10 protein-coding genes are annotated in these 14,576 nt (G+C 64.4%); 2 read left to right on the top strand and 8 right to left on the bottom strand.

Translation table 11 applies throughout. The features are described from left to right. Positions 1–3 precede the first annotated feature (3 nt). Positions 4–885, bottom strand: coding sequence for an NAD(P)-dependent oxidoreductase (locus KUF59_RS10095; protein WP_212461503.1), 882 nt, complete (start codon positions 883–885; stop codon positions 4–6). Positions 886–1,163: 278 nt separating this feature from the next. On the opposite strand from KUF59_RS10095, the gene KUF59_RS10090 reads away from it, so the two are divergent. Both KUF59_RS10090 and KUF59_RS10085 read left to right on the top strand, forming a co-directional pair. Continuing rightward, on the top strand, positions 1,164–2,135 hold the full coding sequence (locus KUF59_RS10090; protein ID WP_212461504.1) for an MBL fold metallo-hydrolase: 972 nt from the start codon (positions 1,164–1,166) through the stop codon (positions 2,133–2,135). Positions 2,136–2,219: 84 nt separating this feature from the next. Then, positions 2,220–3,278 (top strand): HupE/UreJ family protein, encoded by a 1,059-nt coding sequence (locus KUF59_RS10085; protein WP_212461505.1) that lies wholly within the window; start codon positions 2,220–2,222, stop codon positions 3,276–3,278. A gap of 10 nt (positions 3,279–3,288) precedes the next feature. Here KUF59_RS10085 and ybaK read toward each other — a convergent pair whose 3' ends face one another. From ybaK to KUF59_RS10050, 7 genes are all read right to left on the bottom strand, one after another. Beyond that, the gene (gene ybaK / locus KUF59_RS10080) at positions 3,289–3,762 is read right to left on the bottom strand and encodes a Cys-tRNA(Pro) deacylase (RefSeq protein ID WP_212461506.1); all 474 of its coding nucleotides are present in this window, start codon (positions 3,760–3,762) and stop codon (positions 3,289–3,291) included. A gap of 218 nt (positions 3,763–3,980) precedes the next feature. Continuing rightward, a complete protein-coding gene (fdhF, locus tag KUF59_RS10075; RefSeq protein ID WP_212461507.1) occupies positions 3,981–6,749 on the bottom strand; it encodes a formate dehydrogenase subunit alpha in 2,769 nt (922 codons plus the stop codon). After that, on the bottom strand, positions 6,746–8,449 hold the full coding sequence (locus KUF59_RS10070) for an NADH-ubiquinone oxidoreductase-F iron-sulfur binding region domain-containing protein (protein ID WP_212461508.1): 1,704 nt from the start codon (positions 8,447–8,449) through the stop codon (positions 6,746–6,748). Before KUF59_RS10070 ends, fdhF begins: the two co-directional genes overlap by 4 nt. A gap of 285 nt (positions 8,450–8,734) precedes the next feature. Then, positions 8,735–9,028, bottom strand: a complete 294-nt coding sequence (locus KUF59_RS10065; protein WP_212461509.1) for a hypothetical protein — start codon at positions 9,026–9,028, stop codon at positions 8,735–8,737. An 89-nt stretch (positions 9,029–9,117) separates the two neighbouring features. After that, on the bottom strand, positions 9,118–10,770 hold the full coding sequence (locus KUF59_RS10060; protein WP_212461510.1) for an OFA family MFS transporter: 1,653 nt from the start codon (positions 10,768–10,770) through the stop codon (positions 9,118–9,120). 344 nt (positions 10,771–11,114) lie between these two features. After that, positions 11,115–13,139: a sensor histidine kinase gene (locus tag KUF59_RS10055; protein ID WP_212461511.1), complete on the bottom strand. Its 2,025-nt coding sequence runs from the start codon at positions 13,137–13,139 to the stop codon at positions 11,115–11,117. Beyond that, a complete protein-coding gene (locus tag KUF59_RS10050) occupies positions 13,132–14,565 on the bottom strand; it encodes a sigma-54-dependent transcriptional regulator (RefSeq protein WP_212461512.1) in 1,434 nt (477 codons plus the stop codon). Before KUF59_RS10050 ends, KUF59_RS10055 begins: the two co-directional genes overlap by 8 nt. Positions 14,566–14,576: the final 11 nt, after the last annotated feature.

Here is a 14,576-nt window from a genome sequence, read left to right as displayed (position 1 = left end):
TCGTCAGCCGGCCGAGCGCGGCGGATCGATCAGCCTTGCGATCACAGGGAAGTAGGCATCGCCCATCCCCTTGCCGATCGCCTCCTCGAAAATGGAGCGGATCAGCGCAGCCCCGCGCAAGTCGAGGCCGGCCTGCGCGCCAAGCGAGAGTGCGTAGGTGAGATCCTTCAGCGCATATTCCGTCGAGAAGGCGCGTAGCGGAAACTCGTCCGGGACGATTGCCTTCATGCCGTGATTGCGCAGCGCAAAACTGTCGGCCGAGCCCTTCGACAACGTCTCCAACAGAAGCTTTGGTTCGACGCCGCTGTGCCTGGCGATCGCGACGGCTTCCGCGAGCGCGTTGACCGTCTCGAACAGCACCATGTTGTTGAGAATCTTGGTCACCTGCCCCGCTCCCGTGCGGCCGCACAGCGTGACGTCGGTGGCAAAATGCCGGATCAGCGGCTCGACGGCGGCGAATTGTTCGGCCGTCGCACCGACCATGACGCTGAGCGTGCCGTCCTGCGCCGCCTGCCGGGTGCGCGCGATCGGCGCGTCGATCCAGAGCGCGCCCGTCTCGGCAAGGCGCCGGGCAAAGTCGCGGGTCATCGCGACATCGGAGGTTCCGAGATCGATCACGGTTTGGCCGTCGCGGATCGTCGGCAAAATGCCGTCGAAGACGGACAGCACGTGTTTTGCGCTCGGCAGGCACAGGAAAATCGTTTCGCTGCCGCTCACGAGCTCGGCCAGCGAGCTAGCGGCCGTCGCGCCTTCCGCAGCTATTCGTGCCAGCGGCTCGGCCGCGAGATCGAAGGCCAAAACCTTGCGGCCGCTCTTGCGCACGAGATTGCGGCAGATCGGCTCGCCCATGACGCCGAGGCCGATGAATCCGATTGCGTCAGACATGCCGGTTTCTCCTCAGAGATGGGAAGAATGCGAAACGCGCCCACCCCATTCACGTTCCTACTTGAGCAGTGGACGACCACCGTCGCAAGAGCGCCGCGTCACGCACGCATTTTCTGCGTCGCGAATTATTTCGTCGCCGCAAAGTTTCCCAACTTTGGGGCAAGTAATTCTCCTTGCCTGCAACCAAAAGTGAGCGCAGCCTGTGGTTGCTCGATCGAGATCGAGACCCACCTGCCTAAGCAAGTTTCACACTGCACAAGAAAAGTGGAGGAAGACGCATGACATCGAACGTGACGCGACGGTCCGTGCTGGCTCTCGGTGCCGGCCTCGGTGCAACGACCATGCTCGGCGAGACCGTGCTCGCGAAAGCGCCCAAGCTCGGCACGCAGCCCAGTTATTTCTACCGCTTTGATCTCGGCAACGCCGAAGTCACCGTCGTCTCCGACGGACCTCTTCCGCTCGGACCTCCCAAGGGCACCTTCATCGGCGTGCCCGATGACGCCGTGAAGAAGATGCTCTCCGACAATTTCCTGTCGCCCGAGAACGTCGTGCTCGAACAGAATTCCCCGATCGTCAACACCGGCGACAAGCTCATCCTGTTCGACACCGGCATGGGCACTTCGAAAGCCTTCGGCCCGACCACGGGACGTCAGCAGAAGAGCATGAAGGAAGCCGGCATCAAGCCGGAGGACATCGACGCGGTGGTGTTCTCCCACGCCCATATCGACCATATCGGCGGCGTCGTGGGCGAGGACGGCAAGGTGCTGTTCCCCAACGCGCAATATTACATCGCCCAGAGCGATTTCGACTTCTGGACCGATGAAAGCAAGATCGGCGGTCCGCTGAAGGATTTCGTCCTTCACGCCCGCAAGAACCTGCTGCCGATCCGCGACCGCCTGGTGTTCTACAAGGACGGCCAGGAATTCCTGCCCGGCGTGCAGGCGATCGCAGCTCCCGGCCACACGATCGGCCATACCATCTTCGTCGTCACGTCGAACGGAAAGTCGTTCGCGTTCCTCGGCGATCTCACCCACCATCCGATCCTGCTGCTGGAAAAGCCGCGGATGCAGTTCTCGTACGACACCGATCCGGCCCAGGCCGCCGAAACCCGGGTCAAGTTGCTGGACATGATCGCCACCCAGAAGATTCCGGTGATGGCGTATCACTATGCGTGGCCGGGCGTCGGCCATATCGCCAAGACCGGCGAGGGATTCCACTACTATCCCGAGGCGATGGACCTTTATCGCTGAACCAACCGAAGCCCCGGGCCAATCCCCGGGGCTTCTCATTTCGTGGCGCGGCGAGTTACGATCTGGTCGTTTGGGGAAACTGCCATGACGCCGCGCTTCGCACGTTGGATAACGGGCCTCCTGGCGCTGTTCTTCTGCACGGAACTGCTGGCTCACGCGACGACCATCGGACTTGTCCGCATCGATCTCGTCGGCGACCGCCTGACTTACACCCTCGCCGTTGCCTTGCCCGAGATTCCCAACGGCTCGGCGCTGCTGTTGAGCGCCGCCGCCAATGGCGACCGCGCCGCCATCGACACGGTGGCAGATCAGGCCCGCCGCAGCGTCAGGATCGATCTCGGCGGCGCGCCCTGCAAGGCCGGCGGCGTGCGCATCGCCGGCGGTAGCAGCACCAACGACGCCCGCGGCAATGTCGAGATCGACTTCACATGCAGCGGCGAGCACGGCCGTCTCACCGTCGCCGACGACTGGGGCACCTTCCTCGGCGAGCACTATCAGGCACTCGCCAACATCCGCACCGCGAGCGGCGAGCGGCAGGTCGTGTTCGGCGAGACCTCGCGCAACGAAAGCATCGACATCAGCCGCCCGGTCGCGACCGGCTGGCTCGATTTCATCAAGCTTGGCATCGAGCATATTTTGACAGGTTACGATCACTTGCTGTTCCTGCTCGCGCTGCTGGCAGGAGCACGCGGCTTCCTCAGCGTGGTCAAGATCGTCACGGCCTTCACGCTCGCTCACAGCGTGACGCTGACGCTGGCCGCGCTTGGGCTCGTCAACATTCCCGATCGCATCATCGAACCGCTGATCGCCGCCACCATCATCTGGGTGGCGCTGGAGAACCTGATCTCGGCTGCGCCCGACCGGCGACGCTGGATGTGGAGCTTTGGCTTCGGCCTCGTGCACGGGCTCGGCTTTGCCGCCGCGCTCGGCGAGATCGATCTGAAGGGTGCAGCGCTGGTCCGCGCGCTGGTCGGCTTCAACGCCGGGGTCGAGATCGGCCAGCTCGTCTTCGTCGTGATCGCGCTGCCGCTCCTGACGCTGCTGTCGCGCGGCCGCGGCGCCACGCTGACGCCACGCATCGCCTCGATCGCGGCGGCCGTGATGGGCACCTATTGGCTGATCGAGCGGGTTTTTCTCGGATAAGTGGCCGTGGTCAGGCGATCACGTCAGCCGCCACCGCCTTCAGCACATCGCGCACATCGCTCGGGTTGAGGCGCACCTGCAAGCCGCGCTGGCCGCCATTCACATAGACCTGATCATACGCCAGCGCGCTCTGATCGATCACGGTCTTAACGGGACGGCGCTGCCCGAACGGGCTGATGCCGCCGACCTTGAAGCCGGTGACGCGCTCGGCCTCCGCCGGCTTCATCATCTGCGCCGACTTGCCGCTGATGGCGGCCGCGAGCTTCTTCATCGAGACTTCCCGGTCCGATGGCACGATCACGCAGACCGGCTTGCCGTCGACCAATGCCATCAGCGTCTTCAACACGCGCGCCGGATCTTCGCCGAGCGCGGACGCGGCCTGGAGCCCGATGCTCTCGGCGTCGGGATCGTAGTCATAGCTGTGGACAGTGAATGCGACACCGGCAGCGGTGAGTGCCCGTGTGGCGGGAGTGACTTTGGACATGGGGCACGTTTACCACCGTCGCTGCGAGGAGCGAAGCGCACCGATGTCGTCCTGGCGAACGCCAGGACCCACTACCCCAGGGAAGGGTTTGGCGAAGACTCGTCGTTCGGCACTGAGACCGTCCGCGATCGATAGATCACGCGGTATGGGTCCTGGCCTTCGCCAGGACGACAGCGAGGGGTTGGCGGGCGCCGTGCCGCCAAGCAGCCGCGGAGCACCTACTCCGCCGCGTCCCGCATCTCGGCGCGTTCTGCCCTGGCCGCGCAGAACTTGAACTCCGGGATCTTGCCAAAGGGATCGAGCGCCGGGTTGGTCAGCAAATTCGCCGCCGCCTCCGCGTAACAGAACGGCATGAACACCATGTTCTCCGGCACGTCGCGGTCGGAGCGGACCTTGACCTCGACCGCGCCGCGGCGGGTTTCGAGGCGAATGAAATCGCCGAGCGAAAGCTGCTTCTTGCGCATGTCCTTCGGATTCATGAAAGCGACCGCTTCCGGCTCGATCTGGTCGAGCACCTGGGCACGCCGCGTCATCGAACCGGTGTGCCAGTGTTCGAGCACGCGGCCGGTCGAGAGCACCATCGGATATTCGTCGTCGGGTACCTCGTCCGGCGGAATGACCTTTGCCGGCACAATCTTGCCGCGGCCGCTCTCGGTCGGGAATCCCGTGGTAAAGATGATCTCGTTGCCCGGCTTGTTGGGATCGTCGACCGGATAGGTCACGGCACCCTCGCGCACGAGGCGCTCCCAGGTGATGTTCTTCAGCGACGGCATCAACTCCGCCATCTCGGTGAAGACCTCGCCGGGGCCCGCATAATTCCAGGGCAGCCCCATCCGCTTGCCGATCTCCTCGATGATCCAGAGATCCTGTCGCGCGTCGCCGGGCGGCTTGATCACCTGGCGCGCGAGCTGCACGCGGCGATCGGTGTTGGTGAAGGAGCCGTCCTTCTCCGCGAAGGCCGAGGCCGGCAGGATGACGTCGGCGTGGAACGCAGTCTCGGTGACGAAGAGATCCTGCACCACGAGATGATCGAGCATGGCGAGCGCCTGGCGCGCATGCTGCAGATCAGGGTCGGACATCGCGGGATTCTCGCCCTCGATATACATGCCCTTGATCTCGCCGGCGTGGATCGCGTTCATGATCTCGACGACGGTCAGGCCGCGCACCGGATCGAGGCTCTTCTGCCAGTTCTCCTCGAACTTGCCGCGCAGATCGACACGGCCCACCGGCTGGTAGTCCGGCAGGAACATCGGGATCAGGCCGGCATCGGAGGCGCCCTGCACGTTGTTCTGGCCGCGCAACGGATGCAGGCCGGTGCCGGGACGGCCGACCTGGCCGGTGATCAACGCCAGCGCAATCAGGCAGCGCGCATTGTCGGTGCCGTGGATGTGCTGGCTGATGCCCATGCCCCAGAAGATGATCGACGACTTGGCACGCGCATAGGTCCGCGCCACCTCGCGCAGCGTCTGCGCCGGGATGCCGCAGATCGCCTCCATCTTCTCCGGCGTGAACTCCTTGATCTTCTCCTTGAGCTCGTCAAAGCCCTCGGTGTAGCCGGCGATGTATTGATCGTCGGTCAGGCCCTCGGTGATGATCGTGTTGATCATCGCGTTCAGCATGGCGACGTCGGAGCCGGGCTTGAACTGGAGATGCTTGGTGGCATGACGCGACAGTGTCTGCCGGCGCGGGTCCATGACGAACAGCTTTGCGTCGTTCTGCTTGACCGCGTTCTTGATGAAGGTTGCGGCGACCGGATGGTTCACGGTCGGGTTGGCGCCGATCACGATGATGACCTCGGCGTCCATTGCGGCCGCGAACGGCGCCGACACCGCGCCCGAGCTCAGGCCTTCGAACAGCGCGGCCACCGACGAGGCGTGGCACAGCCGGGTGCAGTGATCGACATTGTTGGAGCCAAAGCCGGTGCGCACCAGCTTCTGGAACAGATACGCCTCTTCGTTCGAGCCCTTCGCGGAGCCGAAGCCGGCAAGCGCCTTGACGCCATTTGTGTCGCGGATCTTCACCAGACCCTTGGCCGCGATGTCCAGCGCCTCTTCCCACGATGCCTCGCGGAAATGGGTGAAGGGATTGGCCGGATCGACCTGGTCGTTGGAATCCTTCTTCGCGTTCGGCAGCCGCACCAGCGGCTTGGTCAGGCGATGCGGATGGTGGATGTAGTCGAAGCCGAAGCGGCCTTTCACGCACAGACGATTGCGGTTGGCGGGGCCGTCGCGGCCTTCCGCATAGATCACCTTCTCGTCCTTGACCTGATAGGTGACCTGGCAGCCGACGCCGCAGAACGGGCAGAGCGAGTCGACCTTCTTGTCGGCATAGGTGACGCGGGTCTGCTTGTCGTCCAGCATCACCGCCGGCATCAGCGCGCCGGTCGGGCACGCCTGCACGCATTCGCCGCAGGCGACGCAGGTGGATTCACCCATGGGATCGTCGAAGTCGAACACGATTTTTGAATCGTGATTACGATAAGCCATGCCGATGACGTCGTTGACCTGGACCTCGCGGCAGGCACGCACGCACAGGCCACACTGGATGCAGGCATCGAGATTGACGCGCATCGCCGGATGACTGGCGTCGGTTGCCCAGCGCTCCGCGGCGGGGAAACGGCTCTCGGTGACGCCGGTCTTCTCGGCCCAGTTCCAGAATTTCGACTCCGGATCGTGCGAGGTCTCGCGCGCGGGCTGGTCGGCGACGAGCAGCTCCATCACCATTTTTTGCGCAGCAGTCGCGCGCGCGGACTCGGTCTTCACCTTCATGCCGACGGAGGGCGTGCGCTTGCAGGACGCGGCGAGCACGCGCTCGCCTTCGATCTCGACCATGCAGGCGCGGCAATTGCCGTCGGGGCGATAGTCGGGCTCGGGCGAGTAGCAGAGATGCGGAATGTCCCGGCCTTGGCGCTTTGCCACCTGCCAGATGGTCTCGCCGGGCTTGGCCTCGACCTGCTTGCCGTCGAGTTCGAACGTAATCTTGGTCATTCGGCCGCTTCCTTGAACTCGTCAGGGAAATATTTGATCACCGATGTCAGCGGATTGGATGCTGCCTGTCCGAGGCCGCAGATCGAGGCATCGCGCATCGCCTGGCCCAATTCCTCCAGCAGCGCGCGGTTCCAGACCGGCTTCTGCATCAACTGCGCCGCCTTCTGGGTTCCGACACGGCATGGCGTGCACTGGCCGCAGCTCTCGTCCTCGAAAAACTTCATCAGGTTCAGCGCCGCGCTCCGCACGCTGTCGTGCTGAGACAGGATCACGATTGCCGCCGAGCCGATGAAGCAGCCGTATTTCTCCAGCGTGCCGAAATCGAGCGGGATGTTGTCCATCGATGCCGGCAGGATGCCGCCGGATGCGCCGCCCGGCAGGTACGCGTAGAAGTGATGGCCATCGGCCATGCCGCCGCAATATTCGTCGATCAGCTCGCGCACCGTGATGCCTGATGGCGCGAGTTTCATGCCGGGATTCTTCACCCGGCCCGAAACCGAGAAGCTGCGCAGGCCGAAGCGTTCGTTGCGGCCGTGGCTCTTCCACCAGCCGGCGCCCTTCTCGACGATGTCGCGCACCCACCACAGCGTCTCGATGTTGTTGATCAGCGTCGGCAGGCCGAACAGGCCGACCTGGAACGGATAGGGTGGCTTGTGCCGGGGCAGACCGCGCTTGCCTTCGATGCTTTCGAGCAGCGAGGACTCTTCACCGCAGATATAGGCGCCGGCACCGCGCCGCAGATGCAGCGTCGGTCCATCAGCAGGCAGCTTTGCGATCTCGCGCTCCAGGATCTCGCGCGCGGCCGGATATTCGTCGCGAATGTAGATGTAGATTTCGGCGGCCTCGACCACATGCGCGCCGATCAGCATGCCCTCGATGAAGCGATGCGGATCGGTCTCGAGATAATAGCGGTCCTTGAACGTGCCGGGCTCGCCCTCGTCGCCGTTGATCGCCATCAGCCGCGGACCCGGTTCGCCGAGCACCGCACGCCATTTGCGCCCCGTGGGGAAGCCGGCGCCGCCGAGCCCGCGCAGCGAGGCGTCGTCGAGGGACTTCAGCAGGTCGTCGCGCGACAATTCGCCGGAGCGCAGGCGGCCGAGCAGCTTATAGCCGCCGCCGGCGACATAGGCGGCGTAGTCGGTGTACTCAGGCAGGTGCGCATGGGTGTCGCCGGCCTTCGCGGTGGCGAGCACGTTGGCGACGGTCGCGTGATCGACGAAGTTGTGGCCGACCTCGGCAGCGGGTGCGGTATCGCAACGGCCGACGCAGGGCGCGCGTACGACGCGGATGCCCGGCCCGGCCTTGCTTTGCAAATCCTCAAGAAGCTTCTCGGCGCCGAGCATCGCGCAAGTCAGCGAGTCGCAGACCCGGATGGTGAGCGGGGCGATGTCAGCCTCACCTTCCTTCACCACGTCGAAATGCGCATAGAAAGTCGCGGTCTCGAACACTTCGGCAAAGGAGAGCTTCATCTCGTCGGCAAGGGCGGCGAGATGGGCGGCCGAGATCTGGTGATATTTGTCCTGGATCAGGTGCAAATACTCGATGAGCAGGTCGCGCCGCCGCGGCCGGTCGCCGAGGAGCAATTCGATCTCATGCCCGGCGGTCGGATCGACCTGGCGCCCCTTGGGGGTGGCTTTGGCGCGCCGGCGTCCCTCACCGGGATGCTCGAATTGGCGGACCTTGTGCACGTCGTGGCTCATCGATTCGTCTCGATCTCGTCTTTAGAACGGCTCCAACACTAGCTTCTGGTATGCCAGATGCCAAGCGATTTATCCCGCTCTCGGAAGCAGTTAAGCGCGGTGCAGGGCGTTCCCTGACCCGCTGCCGGGAACGACGCCGCATCCATCTCACGCCCTGAACTAACAGAACGAAACCCGAATTGGATTGAAGATCAATAAAGGCGTCCTATGCTGCGATAGCGAAATCCTATCGAGTTCTCGATCTAGGGCATGCAGGCGGCTTCCACGCCGCGGTCGTTCGCCGGATCAGCTCTTGCCCATGCACTCCTCGATATAGAACCAGCGATCGTCGCCCGCGAGGCCCTTGGCCTTCACGTCCTTGCGGCACTCCTTCAGCTTCGACTTGTTGGCGCTCCACTTGGCCTTCATGTCCTTGAGCTTCTGGGCGGTCAGCTTGATCTTGCCGGGCTTGGCCTCTGTCTTGGCCTCGGTCGCGGCGGGCGGCGTTGCGGCCGGTGCCGCGGCGGTCTGTGCGGATGCGGATTGCAGTGCGCCGGCGACGAGCAGCATGGCGGCGGCACAAACGAGTTTGCGAACCATCGAAATTCCCCCAGGGATTATTTTGAAACAATCGAGATGAGCGGCGGGAGCCCGCGCGTGGCGTGCTCCCGCTCGCGATGAATGTGCGATCAGAAAATCTTGACCGCGCTCTCCAGCGTCTTCCACACGCCCCATGCGAGTGGGATGCCGACGAAGGCCCAGAACAGCGCGGCCTTGGCGTCGAGCCCACCGAAGCCGATGCCGTAGGAGCCGTGCGGCCCCGAGGCGGCGGCGCTGGCGCTCGCGGCCTGGAGTTTTGCGACGTCGGCCTCCTTCATGTGCCACTTCGCATCGACCGGCTTGATCAGATAGTTGCAGATCAGGCCGGCGATCAGCATCGCGCACAGGATGTACATGGTGGTGTTATAGAGCTGGTCGCGCGGCACGCCAGCCGCGAGCTGGAACTCGCGGATGTAGTTCACCACGACAGGGCCGATGATGCCCGCGGTCGACCAAGCCGTCAGCAGCCGGCCGTGGATCGCGCCCACGAACTGCGTGCCGAACATGTCGGCGAGATAGGCCGGCACGGTGGCGAAGCCGCCGCCATACATCGACAGGATGATGCCGAAGCCGAGCACGAACAGCAGCTTTGAGCCCATCGCCGCGAAGGTCGGCGCGAGCGCGTACAGCACGATGCCGAGGATGAAGAACGTGTAGTAGGTGTTCTTGCGTCCGATCTTGTCCGACAGCGAGGCCCAGAAGAACCGGCCGCCGATGTTGAACAGCGACAGCAGGCCGGCGAAGCCGGCGGCGATCGCCGCGATCTGCGCCTTCTGTCCGGCATCGAGCGCGTTGAAGCCGATATCAGGCAGACCGATCAGCTTGCCGGCGAAGATTTCCTGGAGCATCGGCGAGGCCATGCCGATCACGCCGATGCCGGCCGACACGTTCAAGCAGAGGACCCACCAGATCAGCCAGAATTGCGGCGTCTTGTGCGCGTCCTTGAGATGGACGTTGTTCTTCGAGATCATCGCATTGGCCTTGACCGGCGGGGTCCAACCCTCGGGCTGCCAGCCGGTCGGCGGAATGCGATAGCGGAACGCGCCGATCATCATGAACACGAAATAGATGACGCCCATCGCGACGAAGGTTTCCCAGACGCCGACCGAGGTCGGACTCTTGAAGTAGTTCATCAAGAGGTTCGCCAGCGGCGCGCCGATCATGGCGCCGCCGCCAAAGCCCATGATGGCCATGCCGGTCGCCATGCCGCGGCGATCCGGGAACCACTTCACCAGCGTCGACACAGGCGAGATGTAGCCGAGGCCGAGACCGACGCCGCCGATCACGCCCGAGCCCAGCCACATCAGCCAGAGCTGGTGGGTGTAGATGCCGATCGCACCGAGGAACAGGCCGCCGCACCAGCACAGAGCCGAGACGAAGCCGGCCTTGCGCGGACCGACCCGCTCGAGCCAGCCGCCCCACAGCGCGGCGGAGACGCCCAGCAGCACGAAGAACAGCGTGTACATCCAGCCCAGGCTTGCGACCTTCCAGTCGCAGGTGGTGGTGAACAGCTCCTGCACCAGCGTCATGTCCGGGCATGCCTTCGGCGCGTTCAGCCCGATGGCGCGCGACAGCGGCAACCAGAACACCGAGAAGCCATAGGCCATGCCGATGCAGAGATGGATGCAGAGCGCTGCCGGCGGCACCAGCCAGCGATTGAAGCCGGCCGTCGCGATCGTGCGTTCGCGATCGAGAAATCCGGAAGCACCAGCCGGTGCGAGAATGGTATCGGCAGTCGTCATGAGCATCACCTCCAAAACGTGGCCTTGCCGGGCACATCTGTTTGAGGTCGCGCGCGTGCCTTGAGAGCCACACACGACCGGTTGGTCTTCATGCCGAAGTGGAATCGTCTGGCGCGCAGTTCGTTCGTATGCGCGGAGCAAGCGGCTGATCGCGAGCGATGTCCCTTCGTCTCGCGGGCAACATTGCAAGTGACGGCTATCGCGCCCTCATTCCCCCTCAACACCCTGTCTTGGGATGAGCAACGCGCGTGCCAGTTGGTGCATCGTGAGGAATCAAGGACTTCCCGCAGCGCAATGAGCTGCTTTGGACAGAATGTCCCGAAGTCGCCGGACAAAATGTCCAATCAGCTCGCCTCGGGCAGCCACACCGTAAAGGTGCTTCCCGAACCGACGCGGCTTTCAGCGGTGATCTGCCCGCCCTGGCGCTTGATCAGCGTCTGGCTGATAGACAGCCCGAGCCCGGTGCCTTGCCGCCGCTTGGTCGTGTAGAAGGGATCGAAGATCTTTTCGATCACCTCGGTGTCCATTCCGATGCCGGTGTCGGCCACCTCGATGGCGACGCCCGGATTTCCTTCGCGCTCGGTATCGAAGGAGCGCAGCGTCAGGGTTCCACCGTCGGACATCGCATGGATCGCGTTGACGATGAGGTTGACCAGCACCTGCTGCAGCTCGTTGCGGTTCATCAGCACCAGACGGCTGGCGCGGTCGTCCCTGACGACGCTGATCTCGGTCTTGTTCAGGAGATGCTGGACCAGCGGCAGGCAGTCCGAGATGACGCTGGCCGGCGCGTGGCGCTCGACATAGCCGGCATATTCCTCGGGCCTTGCGAACTGCAACAGCTTGGTCACGATCTGGCTGATGCGGTGGATCTGCTCATCGAGCAGACGGAACTCGACCTTCGCCTTGTCGGCATCGGCACCGAACACGCTGCGGATGACGTCGAGATTGCCCTGCATCACCGCGATCGGATTGTTGATCTCGTGCGCCACGCCGGCGGTGATCTCGCCGATCGCGGCGAGCTTTTCCGACATGATGAGCTGCTTGGTGGTCGCCTCGAGCTTGAGGTTGGCGTGTTCGAGCTCGCGTGTGCGTTCGCGGACGCGGACGTTCAGCTCCTCGTTCCATTCGCGCAGTTGCCGGTCGCGCTCCTGGATCTGGTCGAGCAGACTGTCGAGATGGACAGCGACGCGGCCGATCTCGTCGCCGGACACCGGCATCTTGGTGCGGGCGGCGAGATTCCCCCGCTCCACCTCGCCAATCGTCGCCGTCACCCGCTCCAGCGGCATGAAGATCGAGGTCGCCCAGCGCAGGAAGATCGGCACGGTCGCGACCGTGATCGTGATGAAGGCGAGTATGATGATCAGCAGCGTCTGATACTTGGCTTCGCTGAAAGGCTTTTCCAGGAAGCCGACATAGAGCATGCCGACGCGCTTACCAAAACTGTCGACCAGCGGCTCATAGGCCGAGATGTACCAGTCGTTGACGACGAAGGCGCTGTCGAGCCAGGTGCGGCCCTCGTCCAGCACGGCAGCGCGCACCGCCGCCGACACGCGCGTGCCGAGCGCCCGCCGCCCTTCGAACAGGCGGACATTGGTCGAGATTCGCACGTCCTCCAGGAACAGCGTCGCCGTGCCCTGGCTGCCTTCCGGCAGGCTTGCCGCGCGATAGACAAGGTCGTTGATGGTGTCGATGAATTCGAGGTTCTGGTTGAGCAAGGTGCCGCCGACGATCGCCGCCGCGCCGCCGTCGGGCAGCATCGCCCGGCTCGCCGCGTGCACCACCATGCCGCGCGTCTCGGTGCTGCGCTCGGTCGGCACCGCATTCGGCGTCGGCACCAGGTCGAGCCGCGCGCGCTCGGCCAGCGTCGGCGAAATCGCGGCCAGCTCGTCATTGGCGAAGATATCGACGCCTGTTGCCGGCACCTGGCCCGACAGCGCCGACTGGATGATCGGCCAGTCGGCCCTCGGGATGCCGTGCAACTGCGGCGACGAAGCCAGAATGTCGCCGCGACCGTTCGTCAGATAGAGGAAATCGAGGCCGATCTCCTTGCGGGTCTCCTCGAGCAGTTCCTGGAGAGGACCGCGCGCATCCTCCGCCACCACCTCATGGAAGCGCGCGGACAGGCCGAGCGAGCGGATCTGGACGCCGGTCTTCTCTAAGATGCGAGCGAGGTATTGATGGGCGATGGTGAGATCGCCGTTCACCTTGGAGATCAGGGTGGCGTCGAATTTTGCGTTCCAGCGATAGATCGCAACGCCGAGCAGGAGCGGCAGGATGACCAGCATCGGCAGCAATGCGATCGCGAGCAGGCGGAAGCGGACGGAGCGTCCCCGCACGGGCTCATCGTTGCGGCCGGTCGCGTCAGACATCCCATAACGCGCATTTGCGGTCGATGGTCTTGCGCGAAACTCCGAGCCGCCGCGCCGCCTCCTCGCGATTGCCGCCAACCTCTTTCAGCACGCTGAGAATGTGGCGGCGCTCGAGCTCGGCGAGACTGTCGGCGGGCGCGGACTGGCCGTCGTTGCGGGGACCGGCAAAGTCGTCCGGGAAGGCGCCCAGGATCAGCGTCCGCTCGATCAGATTACGCAACTCGCGCACATTGCCCGGCCAGTCGTAGCTTGCCAGCGCCGCCCGCACCGAGCCATCGATCGGCACCGGCGGCATGCCGAGCTGCACCGACAGCTTGCTCATGAAGATGGTGGCGAGCTCCTGCACGTCGTCGCCGCGATCCTTGAGCAGCGGCAGATGGAGCTGCATCACGTTCAGCCGGTAGAACAGGTCGGCGCGGAAGCGGCCCTTCTCAACCTCCTTCTGCAGCTCGGCATTGGTCGCAAAGATGAAACGCAGGTCGACCGGAACCTCGCGCTCCGAGCCGACGGGCCGGACGCGGCGGTCTTCGAGCACGCGGAGCAGCTTGCTCTGCATCGGCAACGGCAATTCGCCGATCTCGTCCAGGAACAGCGTGCCGCCATGCGCGTACAAGAAAAGGCCTTCGCGCCCGCTATCGGCGCCGGTGAAGGCGCCCTTGATGTGCCCGAACAGCTCGGCCTCGATCATGTCGGGCGGGATCGCGGCGCAGTTCACGGGCACGAAGGGCTTGTCGGCGCGGTCGGACAGCGAATGGATCGAGCGCGCCGCGACTTCCTTACCGGTGCCGGAGGCACCGGTCAGCAGAACCGAGGTCGCCACCCGCGCCACCCGCGCAATCGTCTCGCGCACGCGCAGCGTCGCGGCAGATTCCCCGATCAGATTGTCGCGCAGGAAGGTGCGGTCGGACGAGGCGCGCAGCGCGTAGCGCAGCACGTAGTTCTCGCGCTGGAGCCTGACGCGGTCGAGGCAGCGCGCGACGGCGTTGAGGATCTGGTTCGAGCGGAACGGCTTGAGCACGAAATCGACCGCGCCGGCGCGCAAGGCCTGGATCGCGGTGTCGAGATCGGCATAGGCGGTGATCAGGATCGCATCGGCGAAGAAGCCGACGGCGCGTTGCTCCGCCAGCCAGTCGACGCCGTTCTTGCCCGGCATGATATTGTCGAGAATGACGACGTCATAGCGGTTGGAATCGAGCTTGCGCGAGGCCTGGTCGGTGTCGGCCGCCTCGTCCACCAGCTTGCAGCGCGGCGCCAGCGTCCGCACCAGGAAGTTGCGCATCCCCGGTTCGTCATCGACGATCAGGATCGACGCCTGCGCGAGCGCGCCGAACTCAGGGCCCGCTGCCGTCTTGCTAAGCTTGACGGCAGGCTCCCGACCCGCCGCAGGACCGGCGGATGCGCCCGGCTTCGATGTTAGGAAAGTCATAGTCCGACGTC

The organism is Bradyrhizobium arachidis (assembly GCF_024758505.1).
GTDB classification, from domain to species: domain Bacteria; phylum Pseudomonadota; class Alphaproteobacteria; order Rhizobiales; family Xanthobacteraceae; genus Bradyrhizobium; species Bradyrhizobium manausense_C.
The sequence above is the reverse complement of the archived record's forward strand: the minus strand, read 5'-3'. Positions and strand labels throughout refer to the sequence as shown.

Bases quoted from the DNA above. Each gene is read 5' to 3' on its own strand.
- KUF59_RS10095 (WP_212461503.1), bottom strand. From the start codon at position 885: ATGTCTGACGCAATCGGATTCATCGGCCTCGGCGTCATGGGCGAGCCG.
- KUF59_RS10090 (WP_212461504.1), top strand. From the start codon at position 1,164: ATGACATCGAACGTGACGCGACGGTCCGTGCTGGCTCTCGGTGCCGGC.
- KUF59_RS10085 (WP_212461505.1), top strand. From the start codon at position 2,220: ATGACGCCGCGCTTCGCACGTTGGATAACGGGCCTCCTGGCGCTGTTC.
- ybaK (WP_212461506.1), bottom strand. From the start codon at position 3,762: ATGTCCAAAGTCACTCCCGCCACACGGGCACTCACCGCTGCCGGTGTC.
- fdhF (WP_212461507.1), bottom strand. From the start codon at position 6,749: ATGACCAAGATTACGTTCGAACTCGACGGCAAGCAGGTCGAGGCCAAG.
- KUF59_RS10070 (WP_212461508.1), bottom strand. From the start codon at position 8,449: ATGAGCCACGACGTGCACAAGGTCCGCCAATTCGAGCATCCCGGTGAG.
- KUF59_RS10065 (WP_212461509.1), bottom strand. From the start codon at position 9,028: ATGGTTCGCAAACTCGTTTGTGCCGCCGCCATGCTGCTCGTCGCCGGC.
- KUF59_RS10060 (WP_212461510.1), bottom strand. From the start codon at position 10,770: ATGACGACTGCCGATACCATTCTCGCACCGGCTGGTGCTTCCGGATTT.
- KUF59_RS10055 (WP_212461511.1), bottom strand. From the start codon at position 13,139: ATGTCTGACGCGACCGGCCGCAACGATGAGCCCGTGCGGGGACGCTCC.
- KUF59_RS10050 (WP_212461512.1), bottom strand. From the start codon at position 14,565: ATGACTTTCCTAACATCGAAGCCGGGCGCATCCGCCGGTCCTGCGGCG.